The 25,019-nt window shown below is 68.1% G+C and carries 22 protein-coding genes; 10 read left to right on the top strand and 12 right to left on the bottom strand.

Annotated elements, in window-relative coordinates; translation table 11 throughout:
• Positions 1 to 120: 120 nt before the first annotated feature.
• Positions 121 to 981: an ABC transporter permease gene (locus FA743_RS02460; protein ID WP_136884274.1), complete on the top strand. Its 861-nt coding sequence runs from the start codon at positions 121 to 123 to the stop codon at positions 979 to 981.
• A gap of 15 nt (positions 982 to 996) precedes the next feature.
• Here FA743_RS02460 and choV read toward each other — a convergent pair whose 3' ends face one another.
• From choV to choX, 3 genes are all read right to left on the bottom strand, one after another.
• Positions 997 to 2,007 carry a choline ABC transporter ATP-binding protein gene (choV, locus tag FA743_RS02455; RefSeq protein ID WP_136884273.1) on the bottom strand — a complete coding sequence of 337 codons (1,011 nt, stop codon included), beginning with the start codon at positions 2,005 to 2,007 and terminating at the stop codon, positions 997 to 999.
• The gene (choW, locus tag FA743_RS02450) at positions 2,004 to 2,852 is read right to left on the bottom strand and encodes a choline ABC transporter permease subunit (protein ID WP_136884272.1); all 849 of its coding nucleotides are present in this window, start codon (positions 2,850 to 2,852) and stop codon (positions 2,004 to 2,006) included. The genes choV and choW overlap by 4 nt, the downstream gene beginning before the upstream one ends.
• A gap of 65 nt (positions 2,853 to 2,917) precedes the next feature.
• On the bottom strand, positions 2,918 to 3,853 hold the full coding sequence (gene choX / locus FA743_RS02445; RefSeq protein ID WP_136884417.1) for a choline ABC transporter substrate-binding protein: 936 nt from the start codon (positions 3,851 to 3,853) through the stop codon (positions 2,918 to 2,920).
• Between the two features lie 125 nt (positions 3,854 to 3,978).
• Here choX and betI point away from each other — a divergent pair, with 125 nt between their 5' ends.
• Genes betI through betA form a run of 3 tightly spaced genes read left to right on the top strand, consistent with a single transcriptional unit; the run spans position 3,979 to position 7,635 of the window.
• The gene (gene betI, locus FA743_RS02440; protein WP_136884271.1) at positions 3,979 to 4,545 is read left to right on the top strand and encodes a choline-binding transcriptional repressor BetI; all 567 of its coding nucleotides are present in this window, start codon (positions 3,979 to 3,981) and stop codon (positions 4,543 to 4,545) included.
• Positions 4,542 to 5,987 carry a betaine-aldehyde dehydrogenase gene (betB, locus tag FA743_RS02435; RefSeq protein WP_136884270.1) on the top strand — a complete coding sequence of 482 codons (1,446 nt, stop codon included), beginning with the start codon at positions 4,542 to 4,544 and terminating at the stop codon, positions 5,985 to 5,987. Before betI ends, betB begins: the two co-directional genes overlap by 4 nt.
• Positions 5,974 to 7,635: a choline dehydrogenase gene (gene betA, locus FA743_RS02430; RefSeq protein WP_136884269.1), complete on the top strand. Its 1,662-nt coding sequence runs from the start codon at positions 5,974 to 5,976 to the stop codon at positions 7,633 to 7,635. The genes betB and betA overlap by 14 nt, the downstream gene beginning before the upstream one ends.
• A 32-nt stretch (positions 7,636 to 7,667) precedes the next feature.
• Here the strand turns inward: betA and metH are convergent, their stop codons facing one another.
• The 8 genes from metH to FA743_RS02390 all read right to left on the bottom strand — a co-directional run bounded on the left by metH (position 7,668) and on the right by FA743_RS02390 (position 17,608).
• Positions 7,668 to 10,391, bottom strand: a complete 2,724-nt coding sequence (gene metH, locus FA743_RS02425) for a methionine synthase (protein ID WP_136884268.1) — start codon at positions 10,389 to 10,391, stop codon at positions 7,668 to 7,670.
• Positions 10,384 to 11,421 (bottom strand): homocysteine S-methyltransferase family protein, encoded by a 1,038-nt coding sequence (locus FA743_RS02420; protein ID WP_136884267.1) that lies wholly within the window; start codon positions 11,419 to 11,421, stop codon positions 10,384 to 10,386. The genes metH and FA743_RS02420 overlap by 8 nt, the downstream gene beginning before the upstream one ends.
• A gap of 160 nt (positions 11,422 to 11,581) precedes the next feature.
• A complete protein-coding gene (locus FA743_RS02415; protein ID WP_136884266.1) occupies positions 11,582 to 12,625 on the bottom strand; it encodes an ABC transporter substrate-binding protein in 1,044 nt (347 codons plus the stop codon).
• A 92-nt stretch (positions 12,626 to 12,717) separates the two neighbouring features.
• Positions 12,718 to 13,461 (bottom strand): SDR family oxidoreductase, encoded by a 744-nt coding sequence (locus FA743_RS02410; protein ID WP_136884265.1) that lies wholly within the window; start codon positions 13,459 to 13,461, stop codon positions 12,718 to 12,720.
• A 69-nt stretch (positions 13,462 to 13,530) separates the two neighbouring features.
• On the bottom strand, positions 13,531 to 14,415 hold the full coding sequence (gene ppk2 / locus FA743_RS02405; protein WP_425467156.1) for a polyphosphate kinase 2: 885 nt from the start codon (positions 14,413 to 14,415) through the stop codon (positions 13,531 to 13,533).
• A gap of 3 nt (positions 14,416 to 14,418) precedes the next feature.
• Positions 14,419 to 15,345, bottom strand: coding sequence for a homoserine O-succinyltransferase (locus FA743_RS02400; protein WP_136884264.1), 927 nt, complete (start codon positions 15,343 to 15,345; stop codon positions 14,419 to 14,421).
• 4 nt (positions 15,346 to 15,349) lie between these two features.
• A complete protein-coding gene (locus tag FA743_RS02395) occupies positions 15,350 to 16,213 on the bottom strand; it encodes an ATPase (protein WP_136884263.1) in 864 nt (287 codons plus the stop codon).
• 222 nt (positions 16,214 to 16,435) lie between these two features.
• Entirely contained in the window at positions 16,436 to 17,608 is a 1,173-nt protein-coding gene (locus FA743_RS02390) for an OmpP1/FadL family transporter (RefSeq protein ID WP_136884262.1), read from the bottom strand.
• 209 nt (positions 17,609 to 17,817) lie between these two features.
• Between FA743_RS02390 and guaB the strand changes: the two genes are divergently transcribed.
• The 3 genes from guaB to FA743_RS02375 all read left to right on the top strand — a co-directional run bounded on the left by guaB (position 17,818) and on the right by FA743_RS02375 (position 20,730).
• Positions 17,818 to 19,266, top strand: a complete 1,449-nt coding sequence (gene guaB, locus FA743_RS02385) for an IMP dehydrogenase (protein ID WP_136884261.1) — start codon at positions 17,818 to 17,820, stop codon at positions 19,264 to 19,266.
• A 238-nt stretch (positions 19,267 to 19,504) separates the two neighbouring features.
• Positions 19,505 to 20,233 carry a cytochrome c oxidase assembly protein gene (locus FA743_RS02380; protein WP_136884260.1) on the top strand — a complete coding sequence of 243 codons (729 nt, stop codon included), beginning with the start codon at positions 19,505 to 19,507 and terminating at the stop codon, positions 20,231 to 20,233.
• Complete coding sequence (locus FA743_RS02375; RefSeq protein ID WP_246054795.1) at positions 20,230 to 20,730, top strand: CopD family protein; 501 nt, start codon at positions 20,230 to 20,232, stop codon at positions 20,728 to 20,730. Before FA743_RS02380 ends, FA743_RS02375 begins: the two co-directional genes overlap by 4 nt.
• Positions 20,731 to 20,759: 29 nt before the next feature.
• Here FA743_RS02375 and FA743_RS02370 read toward each other — a convergent pair whose 3' ends face one another.
• Positions 20,760 to 21,284, bottom strand: a complete 525-nt coding sequence (locus FA743_RS02370) for a DUF2231 domain-containing protein (protein ID WP_136884259.1) — start codon at positions 21,282 to 21,284, stop codon at positions 20,760 to 20,762.
• Positions 21,285 to 21,329: 45 nt separating this feature from the next.
• Here FA743_RS02370 and FA743_RS02365 point away from each other — a divergent pair, with 45 nt between their 5' ends.
• Genes FA743_RS02365 through FA743_RS02355 form a run of 3 tightly spaced genes read left to right on the top strand, consistent with a single transcriptional unit; the run spans position 21,330 to position 25,002 of the window.
• A complete protein-coding gene (locus FA743_RS02365; RefSeq protein ID WP_246054793.1) occupies positions 21,330 to 22,133 on the top strand; it encodes a cytochrome c oxidase subunit II in 804 nt (267 codons plus the stop codon).
• Positions 22,130 to 24,697, top strand: coding sequence for a cytochrome c oxidase subunit I (ctaD, locus tag FA743_RS02360; RefSeq protein WP_136884257.1), 2,568 nt, complete (start codon positions 22,130 to 22,132; stop codon positions 24,695 to 24,697). Before FA743_RS02365 ends, ctaD begins: the two co-directional genes overlap by 4 nt.
• The gene (locus FA743_RS02355) at positions 24,694 to 25,002 is read left to right on the top strand and encodes a hypothetical protein (protein WP_136884256.1); all 309 of its coding nucleotides are present in this window, start codon (positions 24,694 to 24,696) and stop codon (positions 25,000 to 25,002) included. Before ctaD ends, FA743_RS02355 begins: the two co-directional genes overlap by 4 nt.
• The last annotated feature ends 17 nt before the right edge of the window (positions 25,003 to 25,019 follow it).

The following is a 25,019-nucleotide window of genomic DNA, read 5'->3' as shown; positions in this document are numbered from 1 at the left end:
TACCCCGCCTGTCATGTTGAACTTGTGCCGGTCCTCATACATAAGCGCAGGGAACTATTCCAGCACTGATCCTGTGCCAGGTTCGTGAGCTTCGCACAGGCGTCCCGGCAAGGCCCGACCATGACCCAACCCCCCTCCGCGCCTCCCTCCCAGGTTCCGCTGCCCCAGGCCCGCCCCGCATCGGGTCCGCGCACCCTGAAGGAAGTGCGCAAGCATCGCCGCTTCGCCAGCCTGCGCGCCATCGGGGCGCTGATCCTGCGCGAGATGCAGACCAGCCACGGGCGCCAGGCCGGCGGCTATTTCTGGGCCATCGCCGAGCCTGCGGGCGGCATCGTGCTGCTGACGATCATCTTCTCGGTGGCCTTCCAGGTGCCTCCTTTGGGCACCAGCTTTCCGATGTTCTACGCGACCGGCATGGTGCCCTTCCTGGGCTATCTGGACATGTCGGGCAAGGTGGCGGGGGCGGTGCGCTATTCGGCGGCGCTGCTGGCCTATCCGGCGGTGACCTTCATGGACGCGCTGCTGGCGCGGATCGCCTTCAACTCGATGACCCAGATCATGGTGGCGACGGTCATCTTCGTGACCATCTACGTCACCGGAGACACCCGCACCGATCCCCAGATCGACCAGATCGCCATCGCCATCGCGATGATGCTGATGGTCGGGGCGGGCGTGGGGGTGATGAACTGCTTCCTGTTCGAGGCCTTCAGCTTCTGGCAGCCGCTCTGGTCGATCTTCATGCGGCCGTTCTTCCTGCTGTCCTGCATCTTCTTCATGTTCGACGATGTGCCACAGCCCTATCAGGACTGGCTGTGGTGGAACCCGCTGATCCACATCATCGGCCAGATGCGCGCCGCCTTCTATCCCGGCTATACCGGCGACTATATCAGCCATGTCTATGTCTTCGGGCTGGGGCTGGGGTTGTTCGCCCTGGGCCTGATGCTGCTGGCACGCTATCACCGCGACCTGCAGAACAGCTGACCCGACGCGCCCCCCTCAGCCGCGCGGGTCGATCAGCCGGGCCAGCACCGCCTCGCGGGTGATGCGCCCGCCGCCCTCGACGGGCAGGGCCGCGCGCCCGGCCAGGAGGTCCATGACCGCGCGCACCGGCATGTCGCGGGGCACGGGCGGGCCCTCGGCCGCGCCCGGTTCGGCCACATCCTCGGCGGTCAGCACGCCGAGCGGATTCATGTGGGCCACGAAATCGGCGACGTAATCGTTCACGGGGTTCGCGATGATCTGGCGCGCGGTGCCGATCTGGACGATGCGCCCCCCCTCCATCAGCGCGATGCGGTTGCCCAGCTTGAAGGCCTCGTCCAGATCGTGGCTGACGAAGATGATGGTGCGCCCGGTCTTGGCCTGCAGCTCCAGCAGCTCGTCCTGCAGGCGGGCGCGAATCAGCGGGTCCAGCGCGCTGAAGGGCTCGTCCATCAGCAGGATTGGCGCCTCGGTCGCGAAGGCGCGGGCCAGGCCCACGCGCTGCTGCATGCCGCCCGACAGCTCACCCACCTTGCGGTCGGCCCATTCGGTCAGGCCGACCGTGTCCAGATGCTGGTCGACCTTGGCACGGCGGTCAGGCGCGGACATGCCCGCCAGTTCCAGCCCCAGGCCCACATTCTCGCGCACGCTGCGCCATGGCAGAAGACCGAAGGCCTGGAACACCATCGCCACGTCGCGCAGGCGGATGTCGCGCAGAGCCTTGGCGCCGGCGCCGGTGACACTGACCATCTCGCCGCCCCGGCGGATGCGCACCTCGCCCCGGCAGACATGGTTCAACGCATTGACCCCGCGCAGCAGCGTCGACTTGCCCGAGCCCGACAGGCCCATCAGCACCAGGATCTCGCCCGTCGCCACCGACAGGCTGCAATCATGGACGCCCAGGACCTGCCCCGTCTCGGTCTTGATCGGGCCGCGGTCCAGCCCCTCGTCCATCAAGGGCAGGGCGCGTTCGGGGTGATCGCCGAAGACGATGCAGACCCGGTCGAATTCGACGGCATTCGCGGTCATTTGCGGTTCTCCATGCGCAGCATCCGGTCCAGCAGGATGGCCACGACGACGATGACGATGCCCGATTCGAAGCCGAGCGCGGTGTTCACGCTGTTCAAGGCCCGCACCACCGGCACGCCCAGGCCCGAGGCCCCGACCAGCGCCGCGATCACCACCATCGACAGCGACAGCATGATGGTCTGGTTCAGGCCCGCCATGATCTGCGGCAGGGCGCTTGGCAGCTCGACCTTCCACAGCAGCTGGCGGGGGGTGGCGCCGAAGGCGGTCGCGGCCTCGGTCAGCGCCGGGGGGGTCGATGCGATCCCCAGCTGGGTCAGGCGGATCGGCGCGGGCAGCACGAAGATGACCGTGGCCAACAGGCCCGGCACCATGCCGATGCCGAAGAAGACGATGGCCGGGATCAGGTAGACGAAGGTCGGCAGGGTCTGCATCAGGTCCAGCACCGGGCGCATCCAGTCGTAGAGGCGCGGGCGGTGGGCTGCGGCGATGCCGATGGGCACGCCCACCCCCATGCAGACCAGACAGGCCGACAGGACCAGCGTCAGCGACTGCATCATCTCGGTCCAGTAGCCCTGATTGAGGATGAACAGCAGGCCCACCCCCATCAGCACGCAAGGGCCCGCCCGCCGCTGCAGGGCAAAGGTCAGCGCCATGGCCAGCGCGATGAAGAGGAAGGGATGCGGCGCCTCCAGCCCGGCCAGGATGGCGTCGATCAGCGCCTCCATCGCGACCGAGATCGCGTCGAACAGCCCCGAGGCATTGGCGTTGAGCCAGTCGAACAGGGTCTTGGCCGTGCGCCCCACGGGGATCTTGTTGTCGGTGACCCATCCGGTCAGCTGTTCCATGCGGCGCTCCTGCCTGTGCGGTCGGTCCGACCCCGGCGCGGGTCTGCGCGCCGGGGCCCAAGGGATCAGTCGGCAAGCGCCGCGGCAAGCGCGGATTGCGGATCGTTGCCGTCCACCGTGGTCACGCCCTCCAGCCAGGGGGTCGCGGCCTCGGGGTTGTCGGCCAACCAGCCGCGCGCGGCGGTCATCGGGGCCTGCCCGTCATTCAGGATCGCGCCCATCACCTCGTTCTCCATAGCCAGGGTGAATTCCAGGTTCTGCAGGAACTGCCCCAGATTCGGGCATTCCGCGACATAGCCCGCGCGGGTGTTGGTGCGCACCTCGGCGCCGCCCAGATCGGGGCCGAAGATCTCGTCGCCGCCGGTCAGATAGGTCATGTCGAACTGCGCGTTCATCGGATGCGGCTCCCAGCCCAGGAAGACCACCGGCTCGTCGCGGTCCGAGGCGCGCTGCACCTGCGCCAGCATGCCCTGCTCGCTGGATTCGATCACCTCGAAGGTGCCCGTCTCGAACTGGTTCATCGCCACCATCTCCAGCAGCAGGCGGTTGCCGTCATTGCCGGGCTCGATGCCATAGATCCGGCCGTCCAGCGCCTCCTGATGGGCGGCGAGGTCGGCGAAATCGGCGATGCCCAGATCGGCGCCCGCCTGGTTGGTGGCCAGAGTGTATTTCGCCCCGGTCAGGTTGGTGCGCACCGTGTCGACCGTGCCCTCGTCGCGATAGGGGGCGATGTCGGCCTCCATCGTGGGCATCCAATTGCCCAGGAAGACATCGACATCGTCGGTGGCCAGCGCCGTATAGGTCACCGGCACCGACAGGATGCGGGTCTGCGTGGCATAGCCCAGGGCCTCAAGCACGGTCGAGGCCAGCGCCGTCGTCGCGGTGATGTCGGACCAGCCCACATCGGAAAACACCACCTCGTGGCACTGCTCGGGCTCGGCGGCCTGCGCGGGCAGGGCCATCGCGGCGCCCAGGGCTGCGGCACAGGCGGCCAGAGACATCGGCCGGGAAGGGATCGGGCGGCGGGAAAGGATCATCAGCAGGCTCCCTGTTCTTGATTGGTCAGTCAATTAACGCTACATGGAAACGGCAAAGCAACAGAAAACCATCCGTCACAGGGGCGAACATGCCGAAACTCGGGGCCGAGCCTATCCGAAAAGCAGCGTTAATCAACGCCGCCATCGCCGAGGTGGGGCGCGCGGGGTCGCTGGACGTGACCGTGGCGCAGATCGCGCGGCGGGCCGGCATGTCTCCGGCGCTGGCGCATCACTATTTCGGATCCAAGGACCAGATCTTTCTGGCGGCCATGCGCTTCATCCTGCGCAGCTATGGGCAGTCGGTCCATGACCGGCTGCCGGGGCAGGGGCCGCGCGGGCGGCTGGACGCCATCGTGCAAGCCAGCTTCGCGCCGCAGAACTTCCAGCGCGAGACGGTCAGTGCCTGGGTGAACTTCTACGCGCTGGCTTTGACCTCCGAGGCGGCGGCGCGGCTGCTGCGGGTCTATCACCGGCGGCTGCGGTCGAACCTGATCGTGGCGCTGCGCGGGCTGACCGGCCATCCCGAACAGACCGCCGACACGCTTGGCGCCCTGATCGACGGCGTCTACCTGCGCGCCGTTCTGACGCCGGGGCCGACCGACGCGGAGGCCGCCCAGAATACCATCATGACCTATCTTGAGGAGGCCCTCGCATGAGCCTATCCGCCCAGCCCCCCGCCAGCCTGTTCATCGACGGCCAGCCCGTCGAGGGGCAGGGCGCGGCGCTGCCCGTCCGCTATGCCTATACCGGCGAGGTGATCGCCACGCTGCACGAGGCCACGACCGATCAGGTCGCCGCCGCCTGCACCGCCGCCCGCGCGGCCGGCCCGGCCTGGGCCGCGCTGGCCCCGGTCGAGCGTGGCCGCATCCTGGGCCGCGCCGCCGCGATCATTCTGGCCCGCAACGACGAGCTGGCTTGGCTGGAGACGCTGGACACCGGCAAGCCCATCTCCGAGACGCGGGTCGCCGACTGGCCCTCGGGCGCCGCGTGCCTGGAATATTTCGCCGGGCTGGCGGCGACGCTGACCGGGCAGATGATCCCGCTTGGCGCTGACTGGGCCTACACCCGGCGCGAGCCTTTGGGCGTGTGCGCGGGCATCGGCGCGTGGAACTATCCCAGCCAGATCGCCTGCTGGAAGGCCGCGCCCGCGCTGGTCATGGGCAACACGATGGTCTTCAAGCCCTCCGAGGAAACGCCTCTGGGTGCCCTGAAACTGGCCGAGATCTTCATCGAGGCGGGGATGCCGCCGGGCGTCTTTAACGTCGTGCAGGGGCGCGGCGAGGTGGGCGCGGCGCTGGTCACCAACCCGGACGTGGCCAAGGTCTCGCTGACCGGATCGGTGCCGACCGGGCGCCGCGTCTATGCCGCCGCCGCAGACGGGATGCGCCATGTCACGATGGAACTGGGCGGCAAGTCGCCGCTGATCGTCTTTGATGACGCCGATCTGGAGGATGCGGTCAGCGCGGCGATCCTAGCGAATTTCTACAGCTCGGGGCAGATCTGCTCGAACGGCACGCGGGTCTTCCTGCAGGAGGGAATCAAGGAGGATTTCCTCGCCCGCCTGGCCGAACGTGTGCAGGCCGTCCACATGGGCGACCCGCTGGACCCGGCCACGACCCATGGCCCGATCATCAGCCCGGCGCAGGCCGAGAAGATCCGCGCCGCCATCCGGGCGGGGCAGGCGGCGGGCGCGCGGCTGGTCTGCGGGGGGGTGGGCGAGGGCGCCTTCATCCCGCCCACCGTCTTTGCCGATGCCACCGACGACATGTCCATCGCCACCGACGAGATCTTCGGCCCGGTCCTGACCGCGCTGAGCTTCGTCGACGAGGCCGAGGCGGTGCTGCGCGCCAATGCCACGGGCTTCGGCCTGGCCGCGGGCGTCTTCACCCAGGACCTGACCCGCGCGCATCGCGTGGTGGCGGGGCTGGAGGCCGGGACCTGCTGGATCAACACCTACAACCTGACCCCGGTCGAGATGCCCTTCGGCGGCGTCAAGATGTCGGGGCTGGGCCGCGAGAACTCGGCCGCCGCCATCGAGCATTACTCGCAGCTGAAATCCGTCTATGTCGGCATGGGAGGCGTCGATGCACCCTACTGAGACCACGACCCCCGCCCCGCGCGGGGCCGCCCCCGCCGATTACGTCATCATCGGCGCGGGCAGCGCCGGCTGCGCGCTGGCTTACCGGCTGACCGAGGCCGGGCGCCGCGTCACGCTGATCGAGTTCGGCGGCAGCGACATGGGGCCCTTCATCCAGATGCCCGGCGCGCTGTCCTATCCGATGAACATGCCGCGCTATGACTGGGGATTCGCCAGCCAGCCAGAGACGAATCTGGGCGGGCGCCGTCTGGCCACCCCGCGCGGCAAGGTGATCGGCGGGTCGTCCTCGATCAACGGCATGGTCTTCGTGCGCGGCAATCCGATGGACTTCCAGCACTGGGCCGACAGCGGGGCTGCGGGCTGGGACTATGCGGGCGTGCTGCCCTATTTCAAGCGGATGGAGACCTGGCACGGCGATCCCGACGGGGCGCAGACCTCGCCCCTGCGGGGCACCGACGGCCCGCTGCACATCACGCGGGGCAAGCGCAAGAACCCGCTGTTCAACACCTTCATCAAGGCGGGCCAGCAGGCCGGTTGGCCGCGCACCGAGGATTACAACGGCGCCCGGCAGGAGGGTTTCGGCCCGATGGAGGCCACCATCTGGAAGGGCCGCCGCTGGTCCGCCGCCAATGCCTATCTGCGGCCCGCCAAGAAATCCGGCCTGCTGACCGTCGTGCGCGGCATGGCGCGGCGCATCCTCTTTCAAGGAAAGCGGGCCTATGGCGTTGAACTTGAAATGAAAGGCCGGATCGTCACGCTGGAGGCCACGCGCGAGGTCATCGTCTCGGCCAGCACGATCAACACGCCCAAGCTCTTGATGCTGTCGGGGATCGGCCCCGCCGACCATCTGGCGCAGCACGGCATCACCGCCCTGGCGGACCGGCCCGGCGTGGGGGCGAACCTGCAGGACCATCTGGAGGTCTACATGCAGTACACCTCGCTGAAGCCGATCACGCTCTACACCTATTACAACCTTCTGGGCAAAGGTCGGGTGGGCGTCGAATGGCTGCTGCAGAAGACCGGCCTCGGCGCGTCGAACCAGTTCGAAAGCTGCGGCTTTATCCGCTCCTCGGAGGCTGTGGACTATCCCGACATCCAGTATCACTTCCTGCCCCTGGCGGTGCGCTATGACGGCAAGTCGGCGGCCAAGGGTCACGGGTTCCAGGCCCATGTCGGGCCGATGCGGTCCAAGTCGCGCGGCTCGGTGCGGCTGTCCAGCGCCGATCCGGCGGCGGCGCCACAGATCCGCTTCAACTACATGTCGCACGAGGATGACTGGACCGAGTTCCGCGCCTGCGTCCGCCACACGCGCCGCATCTTCGACGCCCCCGCCTTCGCCGAGTTCCGGGGTGCCGAGATCCAGCCCGGCGACGACGTGCAGTCGGATGCCCAGATCGACGCCTTCATCCGCGAGCATGCCGAATCGGCCTATCACCCCTGCGGGACGGCCCGGATGGGCGCGGCCAGCGATCCGATGGCGGTCGTGGACCCGGAACTGCGGGTGATCGGGGTCGAGGGGCTGCGGGTGGCGGACAGTTCCGTCTTTCCGCGCATCACCAACGGCAACCTGAACGGCCCCTCGATCATGACGGGCGAGAAGGCCGCCGACCATATCCTGGGCCGCCCGATGCTGCGCGAGGACGCGTAACAAAGGGCCTGCATCGCTGCGGGCCCCTGTCGTCAGGCGGCGTCCGCGTCGGCGGCCGCCTGACGCTTGGTATAGTTCAGGACCGGAGCCAGCCAGCGCTCGGCCTCGTCCAGGGTCCAGCCCTTGCGGTCGGCATAGTCGCGGGCCTGATCCTCCTCGATCTTGGCCACGCCGAAGTAATAGCTGTCGGGATGGCCGATATAGAGGCCCGAAACCGACGATCCCGGCCACATCGCCATGCTTTCGGTCAGTTCCACCCCCGTCGCAGATTCCGCGTCCAACAGCCTGAAGAGCGTCAGTTTTTCGGTATGGTCGGGCTGGGCCGGATAGCCCGGCGCGGGGCGGATGCCCGAGAAGGCCTCGCCAATCAGTTCGGCGGGGGTGTAGTTCTCGTCCGGCATGTATCCCCAGTAGTCCCGCCGCACGCGCTCGTGCAGCATCTCGGCCATGGCTTCGGCAAAGCGGTCGGCCAGCGCCTTGACCATGATCGCGCCGTAATCGTCATTCGCACGCTCGTAGCGGGCCGAGATCTCGGATTCCTCGGGGCCTGCGGTGACGACAAAGCCGCCCACATGATCGGGGATGCCCGCGGGCGCCACGAAATCCGACAGCGCCACGTTGGGCCGTCCGTTCCGCTTGGTCACCTGCTGGCGCAGCATGTGCAGCGTCGCCAGGACCTCGGTCCGGTCCGCGCCGGTGAACAGCTGCACGTCGTCGCCCGTGGCATTGGCGGGCCAGAAGCCCACCACCGCGCGGGGCTTGAACCAGCCGCCCTCGATGATCCGGGCCAGCATTTCCTGCGCCTCCTCGAACAGCTGCCGCGCGGCCTCGCCCTGTCGTTCGTCCTCCAGGATGCGGGGATAGACGCCCTTCATCTCCCATGTCTGGAAGAACGGCGTCCAGTCGATATAGCGCGCGATCTCGGCCAGATCCCAGTCCTCGATCACCCGCGCGCCGGTGAAGCTGGGCGCGGTCGGGGCATAGGCCGACCAGTCGATCTTGAGCGCATTGGCCCGCGCCTTGGCCAGCGGCAGGCGGCTTTTCGAGGCCTCGGAACGTTCGTGCTTGTCGGCCACCGCCGCGTAATCGGCGCGGATGCCGTCGATATAGGCCTCCTTCTGCCCGGCATTCAGCAGGGACGAAGCAACGCCCACCGCCCGGCTGGCATCGGTGACATAGACCGCCGCCCCCTTGGTATAGCGCGGCGCGATCTTGACCGCCGTATGGATCTTTGAGGTCGTGGCCCCGCCAATCAGCAGCGGGATGTCCAACCCCTCGCGCTCCATCTCGGAGGCCATGTGCACCATCTCGTCCAAGGACGGGGTGATCAGCCCCGACAGCCCGATGATGTCGACCTTTTCGTCGCGGGCGACCTGAAGGATCTTCTGCGCGGGCACCATCACGCCCAGGTCGATCACCTCGAAATTGTTGCAGGCCAGCACGACGCCGACGATGTTCTTGCCGATGTCATGGACGTCGCCCTTGACGGTGGCCATCAGGATCTTGCCCGCCGTCTCGCGTTCTGTCCCGCCCGACAGGCGCTTTTCCTCTTCCATATAGGGCAGCAGCACGGCCACGGCCTGCTTCATCACCCGGGCCGATTTCACCACCTGCGGCAGGAACATCTTGCCCGCGCCGAACAGGTCGCCCACCACGTTCATCCCCGCCATCAGCGGGCCCTCGATCACGTGCAGCGGGCGCGTCGCGGCCTGCCGTGCCTCCTCGGTATCGGCCTCGATGAATTCGGTGATGCCGTTGACCAGCGCGTGTTCCAGCCGCTTCTCCAGCGGCCATTCGCGCCAGGACAGATCCTTCTCGCGCTTGGCGCCCGTGCCGTCGCCCCGGAACCGCTCGGCGATCTCCAGCAGGCGCTCGGTCCCGTCGTCGCGGCGGTTCAGGACGACATCCTCGCAGGCCTCGCGCAGATCGGGGTCGATCTGGTCATAGACCGCCAGCTGCCCCGCATTGACGATGCCCATGTCCATGCCCGCCTGGATGGCGTGATACAGGAACACCGCATGCATCGCCTCGCGCACCGGCTCGTTGCCGCGGAAGCTGAAGGACAGGTTCGACACGCCGCCCGACACGTGGGCGTGGGGCAGGTTCGCCCGGATCCAGCGCGTCGCCTCGATGAAGTCGACGCCGTAGTTGTTGTGTTCCTCGATCCCCGTGGCCACGGCGAAGATATTGGGATCGAAGATGATGTCCTCGGGCGGGAAGCCCACCTCGTCGACCAGGATGCGATAGGCCCGCTCGCAGATCTGGATCTTGCGGGCGCAGGTATCGGCCTGCCCCTGCTCGTCAAAGGCCATGACCACGACCGCGGCGCCATAGGCCAGGCACAGCCGCGCCTGCTCGCGGAACTGGTCCTCGCCCTCCTTCATGCTGATCGAGTTCACGACCGGCTTGCCTTGAACACATTTTAGGCCGGCCTCGATCACCTCCCATTTGGAGCTGTCGATCATCACCGGAACCCGGGCGATGTCGGGCTCGGCCGCCAGCAGGTTCAGGTATTCGACCATGGCGGCCTTCGAATCGATCAGCCCCTCGTCCATGTTGATGTCGATGATCTGGGCGCCGTTCTCGACCTGATCGCGCGCGACTTCCAGGGCTGCGGCATAGTCGCGGTTCTTGACCAGCTTGCGGAACCGCGCGGACCCGGTGACATTCGTTCGCTCGCCGATATTGACGAAGGGAATGTCGGGGGTCAGCACGAAGGGCTCCAGCCCCGACAGGCGCAACAAACGATCAGGCATAGGCGGGCACCTTTCTGGGGGCGAAGGGGGCCACGGCCTCGGCGATGGCGCGGATATGGTCGGGCGTCGTGCCGCAGCAGCCGCCGACCACGTTGACCAGCCCCGCGCGCGCGAAATCGGCGACCTGGGGGGCGGTATCCTCGGGGCCCTCGTCATACTGCCCGAAGGCATTGGGCAGGCCCGCATTGGGATAGGCGCAGATCAGCGTGTCCGCCACGCCCGACAGCTCGACCAGATGCGGGCGCATGGCGGCGGCGCCAAGCGCGCAGTTCAGGCCGATGGTCCAGGGGTTCGCATGGCGCACCGAATGCCAGAAGGCGGTGGGCGTCTGCCCCGAGAGCGTGCGCCCGGAGGCATCGGTGATCGTGCCGGAAATCATCATCGGCAGGCGCTGCCCATGGGCCTCCATCGCCTCGAGGCAGGCAAAGATCGCCGCCTTGGCGTTCAGCGTGTCGAAGATCGTCTCGATCAGGATGATGTCGGCGCCGCCGGCGATCAGCCCCTTGGCCTGCTGCAGATAGGCCACCCGCAGATCGTCGAAGCTGACCGCGCGATAGCCCGGATCGTTGACGTCGGGGCTCATCGAGGCGGTGCGGTTCGTGGGCCCGATCGCGCCGGCGACGAAACGCGCCCGCCCGTCCTCGGCCGTGGCGCGGTCCAGCGCCCGGCGCACCACCCGCGCGCCCTCGACGTTCAGGTCGTGGACGGCGTCCTGCAGCCCGTAATCGGCCTGCGCGATGGTGGTGGCGGAGAAGGTGTTCGTCTCGACGATGTCGGCGCCGGCGATGGCATAGCGGTAGTGGATCTCCTCGACCGCCTCGGGCTGGGTCAGGATCAGCAGATCGTTGTTGCCGGTCTGCGGATGGTCGGAATGATGTCGGCAGACATGGCCCGAACCCTGGCCGGTGTAATCCTCCTCGGCCAGACGCAATTCCTGGATTTGCGTCCCCATCGCGCCATCCAGGATCAGGATGCGTTCGGCGGCGGCGGCGTTCAGCGCCGCGAAGGCTGGCGAGGGGGGCAGGGGCATGGGACGGCCTTTCCAAGGGAACACCTCATATAGCCCCTGCACCTCCCATCGGCAAATTCATCCTTCTCGACAAGGTTATGAATCCCGCTCAAGTCGCCGCACCCTTTCATCTTGGCGAAAATATCCCGGGGGGTGCGGGGGGGCTGGCCCCCCGCCGTTGTCAGAACCCCGCCTTGATCTTCTCGAACTCCTCCAGCTGCCGCTGGCGCTGCTCGGGATCGTTGGGGGTCTGGGCCAGCACCGGTGCGTCGATTTCGGACAGCCCCTCGGTCACGGCGGGCTCGTCCGCGATGGTCGCCATCGCCTCGGTCGAGGTATGGCCATAGCCGATCGTGTCCAGCAGCGCCTTGCCGGCGGAGGGCTCCAGCCAGGCGTTGATGAAGTCATAGGCCTTGTCCTCGCTGCCCGGCCCGTCCTTCACGTTCACATAGCCACAGGTGAAGGTCGACGACCCCTCGACCGGCTCGCGCTGGAAGCCCACCGGATAGTCGTCGGCCTGCAGATAGGTCACGCCGTCGTTCCACGACCAAGCGACATCCACCGCCCCGGACGCCATCAGCTGCGCCTGCTCGGACGGATCGGCCCAATAGGCCGCGACATTCATATGCGCCTCGCGCAGCCAGGCGGCGGCGGCCTGGAACTGCTCCTCGGTGACGCCGTCCCAATCGGTCACGCCGGTCGCCAGATAGGCCAGCGCCCAGACATCGTCCTGACTGTCGGGCAGCGAGGTGCGGCCCTGATACTTGGGCGAGGTGAAGACGCTCAGGCTGGCCACGTCCTCGGCCGGGACGGTCTCGGTGTTGTAGGCGATGGCGGTGACGCCCCAGTCGGTCGGGATGAACCAGACGCCCTCGTCGTCGCGGAACACCTCGCTGTCCAGGAAGCGCTCGTCGATCTTGTCGAAGTTCGGGATCCGCGCGGTGTCCCAGGGCTCGATCAGCCCGGCATCGCGATACTTGCCGACCATCTGGCTGCAGGGATGGATGACATCGGCCCGGAACCCCGAGGCGACCTTCTGGAAGGCCTCGTCGTCGTCGCCGTAGAAGGAATAGGTCGGGCTGTCGCCATGCGTGTCCACATAGGACTGGAAGATCGAGGGTTCTTCGAACCCCGCCCAATCGAAGACGGTGAATTCGGGATCGGCGGCCAGCGCGGCTGCGGGCAGGGCGGCGGCGGCCAGGATGGTGGTTGTCAGCAAGCGCATGAAATCGGGCCTCTCTGGGATCGGTTTTTCATGACGCTAGACCCGCCTTTGCGCCCGCGCAAGCGTTTCGCACAACCGCCGCGCGCAGATGCTCAACGCATCCGCAATGCGCCGTCCAGGCGGATGGTTTCGCCGTTCAGATAGTCGTTCTCGACGATGACGGCCACCATCCGGGCATATTCCGACGGATCGCCAAGCCGCTTGGGAAAGGTCACCTCGGCGGCCAGGCTGTCCTGCACCTCGTCGGGCAGGCCCGCCAGCATCGGCGTGCCGAAGATGCCCGGCGCGATGGCGCAGACACGGATGCCCACCCCCGCCAGATCGCGCGCCAAAGGCAGGGTCATCCCCGCGATCCCCGCCTTGGAGGCCGCATAGGCCGCCTGTCCCTTCTGCCCGTCGAAGGCCGCGATGGAGGCCGTGTTCACGATCACCCCGTTCCGGTCGCGCCCGTTCGCGGCCATCCGCTCGGCGGCCAGGCGCAGGACGTTGAAGCTGCCGATCAGGTTGATCTCGACGGTGCGGCGAAAGCTGTCCAGCCGGTGCGGCCCGTCGCGGCCATAGGTCTTCTCGCCGATGGCGATGCCCGCGCAGTTGACGCAGACATCGATGCCGCCCATCACCGCCACGGCATGATCCAGCGCCGCCGTCACGCTGGCCGCATCGGTCACATCGGTCCGGGCAAAGCCCGCGCCGATGGCCGAGGCGGCCGCCTCGCCGCCTGCGTCCAGATCCAGCACCACGACCTGCGCGCCGTGCTGGCGGAAATGCGCGGCGGTCGCCGCCCCCAGGCCCGAGGCGCCCCCGGTCACGATGGCGCGGCATGTCGACAGATCCATCGGATCCTCCCTTGATGTCCCCGCCCGAAGATGTCGCACGGGCGGGCGCCGCCGCCAAGAGGCCCCGCCTCAGTCGCGCAGCAGGTCCGGCCCGCCTGCGATCAGCGGGTCGCGCGGTCCGATGGCGGCGCCGTCCTTGCCCGCGTAATCGACCGCGCCCAGGATGGTCTGGATCGCCGCGATCCGCGCCCGGCGCTTGTCGTCCGAGCGGATCAGCGTCCAAGGCACGATGGGCGAATGCGACCGTTCCAGCGTGTCGCGGATGGCCGCCGTGTAATCGTCCCACCGCGCCAGCCCCTCGACGTCGATGGGGCTCAGCTTCCACTGCTTCAGCAGGTCGGTCTCGCGGTCCAGGAAGCGGCGCAGCTGCTCGGCCCGGCCCACGTTCAGCCACAGCTTGACCAGGATGATGCCGTCATCGACCAGCGTCTGCTCGAAGCTGGGCAGCTGCCGGAAGAACGAGGCCCGCTGCGCATCGGTGGCAAAGCCGAAGACCCGTTCGACGACGCCCCGGTTGTACCAGCTGCGGTCGAACAGCGCGATCTCTCCGGCGGCGGGCAGCCAGTCGACATAGCGCTGGAAATACCACTGCCCGGCCTCGCGCTCGTTGGGCTTGGGCAGCGCCACGATGCTGGCCGAGCGGGGGTTGAGGTTCTCGCGCACGCGCTCGATCGTGCCGCCCTTGCCGGCGGCGTCGCGCCCCTCGAAGATCACCACCAGCCGCTTGCCGGTCGCGATCACGTCATGCATCATCCGCACCAGCTGCAGCTGCAGCGCCGCCAGATGCGCCTCGTAGTCGGCCTTGGGCATTTCCGCAGCGTAGGGAAAATCGGGGTCCAGGATGTCCTTGGACCCGGCCTTCTCGATCGCCTTGCGGATCGGGGCCGGGGCGCCCGTCTTCAGATAGTCGCTGATCTTGCCGACCAGCGGCAGGTCCGGCTGCATGGCGGTCATCGCTTAGCCCTCTCCGATGCGGGACATGTCGTACCATGTCGTCTGATAGATCTCGTTGATCCAGTTCCCATAGAGCAGATGCGCATGGCTGCGCCAACGGTTCGCGGGCATCTGCGCGGGATCATCGTCGGGATAATAGTTCGCGGGCAGGGTCACGGGCTTTCCGGCCGCCAGATCGCGGTCGTATTCCTCCTTCAGCGTGGTGCTGTCATATTCGAAATGGTTGAAGACATAGATGGCCCGGTGCCCCGGATCGGCCAGCAGGCAGGGGCCCACGTCGGGGCTGGCCAGCAGGGTGGTCAGGGCCGGGCGGGCATCGACCTCGTCCTGGCGCACCTCGGTCCAGCGGCTGACGGGCACCAGCACGTCGTCAGAAAAGCCGCGCAGGTAGGGCGAGGCCGGGACCAGGTTGCGGTGCCGGAAGCAGCCGAAGGCCTTGGCGGACAGGGGATGCTTGGGCAGCCCGTGGAAATGCCAGGCCATCGCCATGCCGCCCCAGCAGACCCCGAAGGTCGAATGCACATGGGTCTGCGTCCAGGCGAAGACGCGGGCCAGCTCGTCCCAATAGGTGACCTGATCGAAGGGCAGGTGTTCGATCGGCGCGCCGGTGATCACCAGCCCGTCGAACTTCTCGCCCGTGGCCTCGACCTCGCGGAAGGGGCGGTAGAAGCTTTCCAGATGGTCGGCGGCGGTGTTGCGGCTTTCATGGTCCGACATGCGGATCAGCTGGAAGTCGATCTGCAAAGGCGTGGCGCCGATGACGCGGGCGAACTGGTTCTCGGTCTGAATCTTCTTGGGCATGAGGTTCAGAAGCCCGATCCGCAGGGGCCGGATGTCCTGCGTCGCGGCCCGGCCCGGCGACATCACCATCACCCCCTCGTCCGAGAGGATGCGATAGGCGGGCAGGTTCTCGTTCAGCGTGATGGGCATGGGACTAGTTTTCCTTGCGCGCCAGGGCGCGGGCAATCAGGTCGGTGAAATCCTGCGGCGTGGCGACCCGGGCCACCTCTTCGGCCAGCACGGTGACGCCGCGCCGCGCCATCGCCGCATAGCGCGGCTGGCGGTGGGCCAGCGCCCGGGCATAGGTCCAGCGGATGAAGTCGTCGGGATTGACCTGAGGTCCCTCCAGCCCCTTCTCGACGCGGTAGGCGATCCAGGCGCGTTCCAGGAATTGCGGCTGGTAATACATGGGCTTGGGCGCGCGGTCGAAGCGGCGCACCAGCTCGGCCGTATGGGCGTCGCTGCCCTTGATCCAGACCAGCAGAAGGTCGCGTTCCAGCGCGGCCAGCACCGGATCGTCGGGGTCCTCGGGGTCCACGACCTCGCAGATCGACCCGCCGCTGTCGCAGACGAAATGCGGATGGCCATAGATGTCCCGGGCGCGGTCCATGAAATGGCGGGTGTCCAGCAGCGAGGCGATCTCGGCCCGGCGGTGCTGGTCCTGGCGCGCGCAATAGGCGTCGAAGTCCAGGCCCCCGCGCGACGGGCTGCCGGGCTTGCCCAGATAGGTGGACAGGGGCGCGAGATTGTCGAAGGTGATGTTGCTGGCGATATAGACGCTGTCCGACAGCAGCAGCTCGCGCAGGAACGGGACCTTCATGGCCTCGCGCTTGAAGTTGTCGGCGATGTATTCGCCCATGTAGCGGGTGCCGATGCGGTAATCGACCGAATAGTGGAACCAGGCCCCCGTCTCGCGCAGCATCGAGGACAGATGCGTCTTGCCCAGGCCCGACATGCCGAACAGCACGATCCTGCGCGAGGCCGCCGCCTGCCATTCCGCCGCGCTGCGATAGATCATGCCACGTCCCCTTCTGTGCCGGCGCCCCTGACTAATCCGCGGGCCCGACATTGGAAAGAGGCGCCGGCCACCTGCCGCGCACTCCGACCCGGACCCTTCCTCGGCCCGGCCTTTCATCTTGGCAAAAATATCCCGGGGGGTTGCCGGCTGGTGCGCCACTGGTCCGAGGACCAGCCGGCAACGGGGCTGGCCCCCCTGCCTGTCCCCGCGCGCCTGCCGGGATCAGAAGCGATAGCCGATCCGCACCCCGATCCCCAGGGCGTCGCCATCCTCCATCCGCGCCCGCTGCACGTCCGGCGTGCCGGTCTCGGGGCTGGCATCGCCAGGCTCGGTATAGTTGATGCCGGTGGTCACGCGCAGCGGTCCCTGGTTGTAGATCGCCGCCAGGGTGATGCCCTTGCGCCCGTTGGTGGGGGCCAGCGGCGAGACCAGATCGTCGCCCGCCTTCTCGAAGGTGAACGAGGCCGAGCCCGACCAGCGGTCGGTGAACTTGCGCCCGACGCCCAGGGTGTAGGTCGTCGTGTCCTCCAACTCGACCAGCCCGCCGCCGCTGACGGCCAGGAACTGCTGCGGATCGACGCGGAAGGCGCTCCACTCGACCCACCGGATCGAGCCGAAGACCAGCGTGTCCGCCGCGACGCCGGTCTGGAAATCCAGGTTCCAGCTTTCGGGCGTGGTGACGGTGGTGGTCGAGCTGGCATTCAGCAGCGGCAGCGCAGGCGCCGGGCCCGGACCGTCGGGATCGACCAGCGGGCCGGTCTCGACCGTGTCGAATTCGTGCTCCACATCCGAATTGTAGGTCAGCGAGACGCGGGCGCCGATCTCGGGGCGCTCCCAGGCGACGCCGGCCACCCAGCCGAAGGCCGTGTTGGCGTCCAGTTCGACATTATAGCCTGCGACCGGCCCGTAGGCGGCGCCGTTCAGCGTCACCTCGCCATCGGCGCGCGAGCCGCGCAGGCCGCCATGGACCGAGAAGGCGTTCCGGAACTGATAGCGGCCCAGTGCCGTGAAGGTGGTCGAATCGACGCGCGCGGCGGTGCCGCCCAGCAGGACCGAGCCCTCGGCGGACGGGTCGGGCAGCAGGCCGGGCTGCGACGGATAGAGGATGTCGGCGCCGAAGGGCTGCTCGACGATGATCGCGCCCGAGAAGCTGGGCGTGAACTGGTGCTTGTAGGACAGGCCCGCAAAGCCATAGCCCTGCGCCACGTCGCCGGTGCGGAAGCCCAGCGCGTCGGTGCCCTCGACGGTCGGATCGACGCCGCCGAAGCTGAGCTCGACATAATTGCCCTCTTCGAACAGCGCGGCCAGCGATTGCGGCGCGCGTTCGATGCCCCCGGCCCAGACAGGCGCTGTGCCTGCCAGCAGTGCGGCCATGCCTGTCATTGCGAATTTCATGTCAACCTCCCTCGAAGAGCCTGTCGCTCTTTTGATCACCTTATCGTCGAATATGCCTGGATCAATCGGACTTTTCGATCTGACGCCACGTCCTCTGCCACGCCGGGCCCGCGCGTGGCGCGAATGCCACGGCCCGCGACGGGCTGGACAATCCCCCCTGCCCGTGAAAGGGGAAACTGCCAAACGAGATTGCCGCAAGGACACCCCCCATGCAGATTCGTGAGGCCCTCACATTCGACGACGTTCTTCTGGTTCCGGCGGCATCGACGGTGCTGCCCTCGACCGCCGACGTGACCACCTTCGTCACCCGCGCGATCCGGATGAACATCCCGCTTCTGTCCTCGGCCATGGACACGGTCACCGAAAGCCGGATGGCGATCGCGCTCGCGCAGGCAGGGGGGATGGGCGTCATCCACCGCAACCTGACGACCGACCAGCAGGCCGACGAGGTGCGCCGCGTGAAGCGCTTCGAAAGCGGCATCGTCTACAACCCGATCACCCTGACGCCCGACCAGACCCTGGCCGATGCCAAGGCCTTCCAGGACCGCTACAATGTCACCGGCTTTCCGGTCGTGGACGCGGATGGCCGCGTGCTGGGCATCGTGACGAACCGCGACATGCGCTTTGCCGATGACATGCGCACCCCCGTCCGCGCGATGATGTCCTCCGAGAACCTGGCGATCCTGCGCGAGCCCGCCGACCGGGCCGAGGCAATCAGCCTGATGAAGGCGCGGCGGATCGAGAAGCTGCTGGTGACCGATGCCTCGGGCAAGCTGACCGGCCTCTTGACGCTGAAGGACACCGAAAAGGCCGTGCTGAACCCGCAGGCCTGCAAGGACGATCTGGGCCGGCTGCGCGTCGCCGCCGCCTCGACCGTGGGCGACGAGGGATTCGAGCGCAGCTGCGCGCTGATCGAGGCCGGGGTGGACATGGTGGTGATCGACACCGCGCATGGCCATTCGGCGGGCGTGGCGCGGGCGGTCGAACGCGTCAAGGCCTTCCGCGGCGACGTCCAGGTCGTCGCCGGCAACGTGGCGACCGCCGAGGGCACGCGCGCGCTGATCGGCGCGGGCGCGGACGCGGTCAAGGTGGGCATCGGGCCGGGCTCGATCTGCACCACCCGGATCGTCGCGGGCGTGGGCGTGCCGCAGATGACCGCGATCATGGATGCGGCAGGGGCGGCGGGCGACATTCCCGTCATCGCCGATGGCGGCATCAAGTATTCGGGCGATTTCGCCAAGGCGATCGCGGCGGGCGCCAGCTGCGCCATGGTCGGCAGCGCCATCGCCGGCACCGACGAAAGCCCGGGCGAGATGATCCTCTATCAGGGCCGCAGCTTCAAATCCTATCGCGGCATGGGCTCGCTCGGCGCCATGGCGCGGGGCTCGGCGGACCGGTATTTCCAGAAGGATGCGGCCTCGGACAAGCTGGTCCCCGAGGGGATCGAGGGACAGGTGCCTTACAAGGGCTCGGCGGGCGCGGTGATCCACCAGCTGGTCGGCGGCTTGCGCGCCGCGATGGGCTATACCGGCTGCGCCACCGTGGCCGAGATGCGCCGCAATTGCGAGTTCGTCCGCATCACCGGGGCGGGGCTGAAGGAAAGCCATGTCCATGACGTGCAGATCACCCGGGAATCGCCCAATTACCGTCTGAGCTGAGCGCGTCCGACCGGCGGGCCCGCCCCGACAAGGGCGGGTCCCTTTCCTGTCGCACGGCATTTTTTTCGCAAGACATCTGTCGCGTCCGCAGGGTCGGGGACGGCCTTGGCCCGGCCGCGCGCTTTTGCCCGACATTGCAAAGGTCTTTCGGCGGAACCTGCGCGGGAAGAGAGGGTTGACCCGGGGTTCCCGCGCCAGTTTTCCGATGCGGCCAACCTCCGGATGACAGGGACAGATGATGACCGACGCAGCCATGACCTATTGCGGCCCCGCGCCCGTGCCCGAGCAGATCTGGCGCGCCTGGAATCTGGACCCGGTCCTGCTGGCGGCACTGGCCGTGGCGGGAGGGCTGCTGCTATGGCGCACCGACCGCGAGGGGCGCACGCCCGCGCTGATCGCGATCGGAGCGCTGGTCGTGGCCTTCGTCTCGCCGCTCTGCGCGCTGACGGTGGCGCTGTTCTCGGCTCGGGCGGCGCATCACCTGCTGATCATCACCGTGGCCGCCCCCGCGCTGGCCCTAGCGCTGCCCTTGGCGGCGCGGCTGCCTGCCAGCCTGTCGCTGGTGGCCCTGTCGGCGGCGATGATCGCGTGGCACCTCCCGTCGGTCTATGCGGCGATCTGGTGGTCGGATGCGCTGTATTGGGGCCTGCAGGCGGCGATGCTGCTGCCGGCCTGGGCCTTCTGGTCCGCTGTCCTTGCGCCCGGCATCACCGCCGAGGACGCCGTCGCCCGCGCCCTGCTGATCGGGGGTCTGGCCGGGATCATGGGCCTTCTGGGCGCGGCGCTGACCTTCACGCCGGGCATCCTCTACATTCAGCACGTCACCGGTGCCGCGCCCTGGGGCCTGCCCGCGCTGGCCGACCAGCAGCTGGCCGGGCTGATCATGTGGGTGCCGGGCTTCGTGCCGCTGGCCGCGCTGGCGGGGCTGATGCTGCGCCGGGGCTGGGTGGCGGGATTTCGGGCATGATGATCGCCTCGCTGAAATACCTGCATCTGGCGGCCATGCTGTGCTGGTGCGCCTCGCTGATCGCCCTGCCGCTGCTGCTGAGCCTCTACGGCAGCACCTGGCGCAGCAGGGAGGGCGGCGAGGAACGGCAGGCCCGCTATGCCGAGTTCCGGCTGATCACCCATTACGGCTATGTCGCCTTCGCCACGCCTGCCGCCGTCATCGCCATCGCGGCGGGGACGGGGCTGATCTTCGCCGCCCAGATCTTCGACCTGTGGTTCGCGGCCAAGCTGGCGCTGGTGGCAGGCATGGCGCTGGTCCACGCCTGGCTGGGACATATCGTCCTGGTCTCGGCGGAACGTCGCGGCACGGGCTGGATGCCCTCGCCGCTCTATGCGCTGTTCATCGTCATTCCGCTGATGATGGGGGTCTTGTGGCTGGTGCTGGCCAAGCCCGATCTGGCCTGGATCGCCGACTGGCTGCCCGCCTTCATGCTGGCGCCCCGGGGCCAGGCATGAGCCGGTCGGATCAGAGGGAGGCGCCGCGCCTACTTGCTGCGCGTCTCCTGCTTGGTGCCGATCTGATAGTCGAAGACCAGCTTGCCGCCATGCCAGCCGGTGATGCCGGTCATCCCCGCGCCCAAGGCCGAGATCATGAAGCCCCAAGGCAGGACAGATCCCACCGGGTCGTCCAGCCGGTATCCCCAGTTCAGCCCCAGCACCGACAGCAGCATCACCGCCAGGATGAAATGCGTCCAGCTGGCGCTGCGGATGCGGATGCCGGGCACCATCAGCAGCTCGATCGTGCCGGTCACACCGGCGATCACGCCGATGCCGAAGGCCACGCCCGCCGCCCACAGCGCGACGCGCGGCCAGAACTCGTCGCCGGTCAGCCAGTACATCCCGTCGGCGCCGAAGACGGAAAAGGCCAAGGCGATGGGAAAGGCCACCATCATCGCATGCAGCGGATGGCCCGCGAAGGCGATCTTGCTCTCGGTGTCGCTGAAGGCGACATGCTCCTCGATCGGGTCGGTCAGCCGCCGGCGCTGCTTCCACGAATATTTCTGACGCATCGGAGATCCCCTCTGTTCCGCATTCACGGTCACAAGTCCGCGGCTTTGCTGGCGGTTCCGCTTCTGGCGGCCTGCAACGGTCCCCTCAGCACCCTGAACCCCGCAGGCCCCGCCGCCCAGCACGGCGCGCGCCTGTGGTGGGTCATGCTGGCGGGCAGCGCCCTGATCACCCTGCTGGTCGGCGTGATGCTGGTCCTGGCCATGCGCCATCGCGGCGAGGGCGGCATCGGCCGCGCCCCCGATCCGGCCCGCGAACGGCACTGGATCATGGGCTGGGGCCTGGGCTTTTCCCTGACGGTGCTGACCGCGCTGCTGACCTTCGCGCTGTGGACCGGAGAGCGGATCATCACCCGCGATGACGGCACCCTGCAGGTGCAGGCCGAGGCCGAGCAATGGGGCTGGACCTTCACTCAGCCCGGCCCGGGCGGCGCGCCGGTGCGGACCGAGGGGATCCTCTATGTCCCCGCAGGTCGACCCTTCGACGTGGCGCTGACCTCGCAGGACGTGATCCACAGCTTCTGGGTGCCGCAGCTGGGTGGCAAGATGGACGCGATCCCCGGCCATCAGAATGTCCACCGGCTCAGCGCCGACCGCCCCGGCATCTACGAGGGGCTCTGTGCCGAATTCTGCGGTCTGGGCCATGCCACGATGCGCTTCACCGTCGTGGCCTATGACCCGGACGGCCCGCTGCCGGCCTTCGAGAGCCAGCTTGCCGACACCGCGACCTCGCCCGTGCCGCCGGCGGAGGTCAGGGCAGCCGAACCCGATTCTGACCGGCTCGAACCAGGCGAGCCGACCCCAGAGCAATCCGCCACCGACCCGACCGACCCCGAGGAGCCCCGCCCATGACCGATGCCACGCAGCAGGGGTCCCAAGGACGCGCGGGCGCCCTGCCGGACGGGACCGTGGTCGAGGATGCCGACATCGCCGCCAACCCGCCGCAGCGCGCGCTGGTCCTGCACCGGCAGCTGGACGATGTCTGGCGCGATCTTCCGGGGTGGAGGGGCTTCTTCACCTCGGTGAACCACGGCACGATCGGGCTGCGCTTCATGGCGACCTCCTTAGTGTTCTTCGCCATCGGCGGCGTGCTGGCGATGATGATCCGCGCGCAGCTGGCCACCCGCGACGGCGCCTTCCTGGATGTCGAGCTGTATAACCAGATCTTCACGATGCATGGCAGCATCATGATGTTCCTCTTTGCCATTCCCCTGCTGGAGGGGCTGGCCCTGTGGCTGCTGCCCAAGATCCTGGGGGCGCGGGACATGGCCTTCCCGCGCCTCAGCGCCCTGGGGTATTTCTGCTATCTCTTCGGCGGCACGGTCATCGTGCTGTCGCTGCTGTTCGGGGTCGCACCCGATGGTGGCTGGTTCATGTACACGCCCCTGACCTCGCGGGCCTATTCGCCGGGCATCAATTCCGACATCTGGCTTCTGGGCGTCACCTTCGTCGAGATCAGTGCCATGGCGGCGGCGGTCGAGATCACCGTGACCATCCTGCGCTGCCGCGCCGCGCACATGCCGCTGACCAAGATGCCGTTGATGGCGTGGTACCTGCTGGGCACGTCCGTGATGATGCTGCTGGGCTTTCCGCCGCTGATCCTGGGCTCGATCCTGCTCGAGGTCGAGCGCGCCTTCGGCTGGCCCTTCTTCGACGTGGCGCGAGGGGGCAGCCCGCTGCTGTGGCAGCACCTCTTCTGGCTGTTCGGCCATCCCGAGGTCTATATCATCTTCCTGCCCGCCGCCGGTGCGCTGTCCACGATCATCCCGATCCTGTCGCGCACCACGATCCTGGGATACGGCGCCATCGTCGCGGCGGTCATCGGGCTGGTCTTCCTGTCCTTCGGGCTGTGGGTGCATCACATGTTCACCGTGGGCATCCCGCATATGGCGCTGGCCTTCTTCAGCGCCGCCTCGGCGCTGGTGGCGGTGCCGACCGCGATCCAGATCTTCGCCTGGATCGGCACCATGTGGGAGGGGCGCGTGACGCTGCGCCTGCCCATGCTCTATGTGATGGGCTTCTTCGCGACCTTCGTGATGGGCGGGCTGACCGGGGTCATGCTGGCCATGGTGCCCTTCAACTGGCAGGCGCATGACACGCATTTCGTCGTGGCCCACCTGCATTACGTGCTGGTCGGAGGTTTCGTCTTTCCGATGCTGGCCGCCGTCAGCTACTGGATGCCGCTGATCAGCGGGCGCTGGCGCGTGGCGGGCCTGGGCGAGGCCGCCTTCTGGCTGATCCTGATCGGCTTTCACGGCACTTTCTTCATCATGCACCTGACGGGCCTTCTGGGCATGCCGCGCCGCGTCGCCACCTATCCGGGCGATCCGGAATGGGAATGGCTGAACCTGATCTCGTCGATCTTCGGGATGGTGCAGGCGGCGGGCTTCGCGCTGTTCGCCTTCGACATCGTCATGCAATGGCTGTTCGGGCGGCGCAGCTGGCGCAACCCGTGGAAGGCGCCGACCCTGGACTGGGCGATGCCGCTGCCCGCGCCCTCCTACAACTTCGCATCCTTGCCCGGGCCGCGCCAGCCCGATGCGGATGCGATCCTGCCCCTGGCCCGGGGCGAGGGGCTGCTGCCCGGCGCGCCGCGCGGCTGGCGCGAGACGCTGGTCGTGGAACCCGGCAGCGGGCGGCCCCAGCATGTCATGGTGCTTGCCACCAACACCGCCCTGCCGGTGGCCACCTCGGCCGCGATCGGCAGCTTCTTCGCGATGATGCTGGCCGGGCTCTACTGGCTGGCGCCCCTGGGGATCCTCGCCACGCTGATCATGGCTTGGCGGTGGGGCGAGATCATGGGCACCACCACCGACCATCCCCCGGCCCAGGTCGCGCCGGGCCTGACGCTGCCGCTGCACTGGCAGGTGCGCAACACCCTGGCCCATACCGGCGCGGTGGCGCTTCTGGTGGCGGATGCGACGCTGTATGCCTCGCTGCTGTTCGGGGTGGGCTTCCTGACCGTCGTGGCGCCGGGCTGGCCCGCGCCCGAGACGGGCTTCGGCCCCTGGATGCTGCCCCTGGCGCTGGCCTCCCTGGCGGCGATGGCAGTCTCCACCGTGGTCGCGCATCTGTCCGAGACGCGGCGTGACAGCGCCGCGCTGCGGGTCTGGACGCTGGCGGGCCTCGTGGCGGCGGGCCTGGGCCTGGCCCTGCTGGCGCCGCTGGCTTGGGGCCTCGACGATCCGACCCGGCATGCGCGCGATGCGCTGCGCGGGGCGGTGGTCGGCTTTGCCGCGGCCCATGGCGTGATCGCGGTGATGCTGGCGCTGCGCGCCCATGTCGATGCGGTGCGGGGTCGGATCGGCGGCGACCGGCGCGGCGCCCTGCCGGTCTGGCAGCTGTTCCAGAAGTTCTGGCTGGCCACCTCGATCGTCTCGGTGGCGCTGATCTGCGCGCAGGAGGTGCTGGCATGATCTGGATGGCGCGCGTCCTGGCGGGCCCGGTGCTGTGGGCGGTGCTGTTCTCGGCCGTCTATGCGCTGCACGGCGCGGGCTGCCATCTGGGCTGGACCGACCGGCCCCTGGGCTTCACCGACCTGCATCACGGCGCGATGTGGGCGGCCTGGATCGGCGGTCTGCTGCTGCATGCGGCGCTGGTCGTCTGGATGCCGACGGGGCAGGGCCGGGCGCGCTGGATCATCGTGGCGGGCACTTGGATCGGGCTGGTGTCCAGCGCCTTCACGCTGTTCCCGGTCATCGTCACCTCGACCTGCTTCTGACGGGGGCGTTTGCCCAA

Source organism: Paracoccus gahaiensis (assembly GCF_005048225.1).
Taxonomy (GTDB): Bacteria; Pseudomonadota; Alphaproteobacteria; order Rhodobacterales; family Rhodobacteraceae; genus Paracoccus; species Paracoccus gahaiensis.
The sequence above is the reverse complement of the archived record's forward strand: the minus strand, read 5'-3'. Positions and strand labels throughout refer to the sequence as shown.

Bases quoted from the DNA above. Each gene is read 5' to 3' on its own strand.
- FA743_RS02460 (WP_136884274.1), top strand. From the start codon at position 121: ATGACCCAACCCCCCTCCGCGCCTCCCTCCCAGGTTCCGCTGCCCCAG.
- choV (WP_136884273.1), bottom strand. From the start codon at position 2,007: ATGACCGCGAATGCCGTCGAATTCGACCGGGTCTGCATCGTCTTCGGC.
- choW (WP_136884272.1), bottom strand. From the start codon at position 2,852: ATGGAACAGCTGACCGGATGGGTCACCGACAACAAGATCCCCGTGGGG.
- choX (WP_136884417.1), bottom strand. From the start codon at position 3,853: ATGTCTCTGGCCGCCTGTGCCGCAGCCCTGGGCGCCGCGATGGCCCTG.
- betI (WP_136884271.1), top strand. From the start codon at position 3,979: ATGCCGAAACTCGGGGCCGAGCCTATCCGAAAAGCAGCGTTAATCAAC.
- betB (WP_136884270.1), top strand. From the start codon at position 4,542: ATGAGCCTATCCGCCCAGCCCCCCGCCAGCCTGTTCATCGACGGCCAG.
- betA (WP_136884269.1), top strand. From the start codon at position 5,974: ATGCACCCTACTGAGACCACGACCCCCGCCCCGCGCGGGGCCGCCCCC.
- metH (WP_136884268.1), bottom strand. From the start codon at position 10,391: ATGCCTGATCGTTTGTTGCGCCTGTCGGGGCTGGAGCCCTTCGTGCTG.
- FA743_RS02420 (WP_136884267.1), bottom strand. From the start codon at position 11,421: ATGCCCCTGCCCCCCTCGCCAGCCTTCGCGGCGCTGAACGCCGCCGCC.
- FA743_RS02415 (WP_136884266.1), bottom strand. From the start codon at position 12,625: ATGCGCTTGCTGACAACCACCATCCTGGCCGCCGCCGCCCTGCCCGCA.
- FA743_RS02410 (WP_136884265.1), bottom strand. From the start codon at position 13,461: ATGGATCTGTCGACATGCCGCGCCATCGTGACCGGGGGCGCCTCGGGC.
- ppk2 (WP_425467156.1), bottom strand. From the start codon at position 14,415: ATGACCGCCATGCAGCCGGACCTGCCGCTGGTCGGCAAGATCAGCGAC.
- FA743_RS02400 (WP_136884264.1), bottom strand. From the start codon at position 15,345: ATGCCCATCACGCTGAACGAGAACCTGCCCGCCTATCGCATCCTCTCG.
- FA743_RS02395 (WP_136884263.1), bottom strand. From the start codon at position 16,213: ATGATCTATCGCAGCGCGGCGGAATGGCAGGCGGCGGCCTCGCGCAGG.
- FA743_RS02390 (WP_136884262.1), bottom strand. From the start codon at position 17,608: ATGAAATTCGCAATGACAGGCATGGCCGCACTGCTGGCAGGCACAGCG.
- guaB (WP_136884261.1), top strand. From the start codon at position 17,818: ATGCAGATTCGTGAGGCCCTCACATTCGACGACGTTCTTCTGGTTCCG.
- FA743_RS02380 (WP_136884260.1), top strand. From the start codon at position 19,505: ATGACCGACGCAGCCATGACCTATTGCGGCCCCGCGCCCGTGCCCGAG.
- FA743_RS02375 (WP_246054795.1), top strand. From the start codon at position 20,230: ATGATGATCGCCTCGCTGAAATACCTGCATCTGGCGGCCATGCTGTGC.
- FA743_RS02370 (WP_136884259.1), bottom strand. From the start codon at position 21,284: ATGCGTCAGAAATATTCGTGGAAGCAGCGCCGGCGGCTGACCGACCCG.
- ctaD (WP_136884257.1), top strand. From the start codon at position 22,130: ATGACCGATGCCACGCAGCAGGGGTCCCAAGGACGCGCGGGCGCCCTG.
- FA743_RS02355 (WP_136884256.1), top strand. From the start codon at position 24,694: ATGATCTGGATGGCGCGCGTCCTGGCGGGCCCGGTGCTGTGGGCGGTG.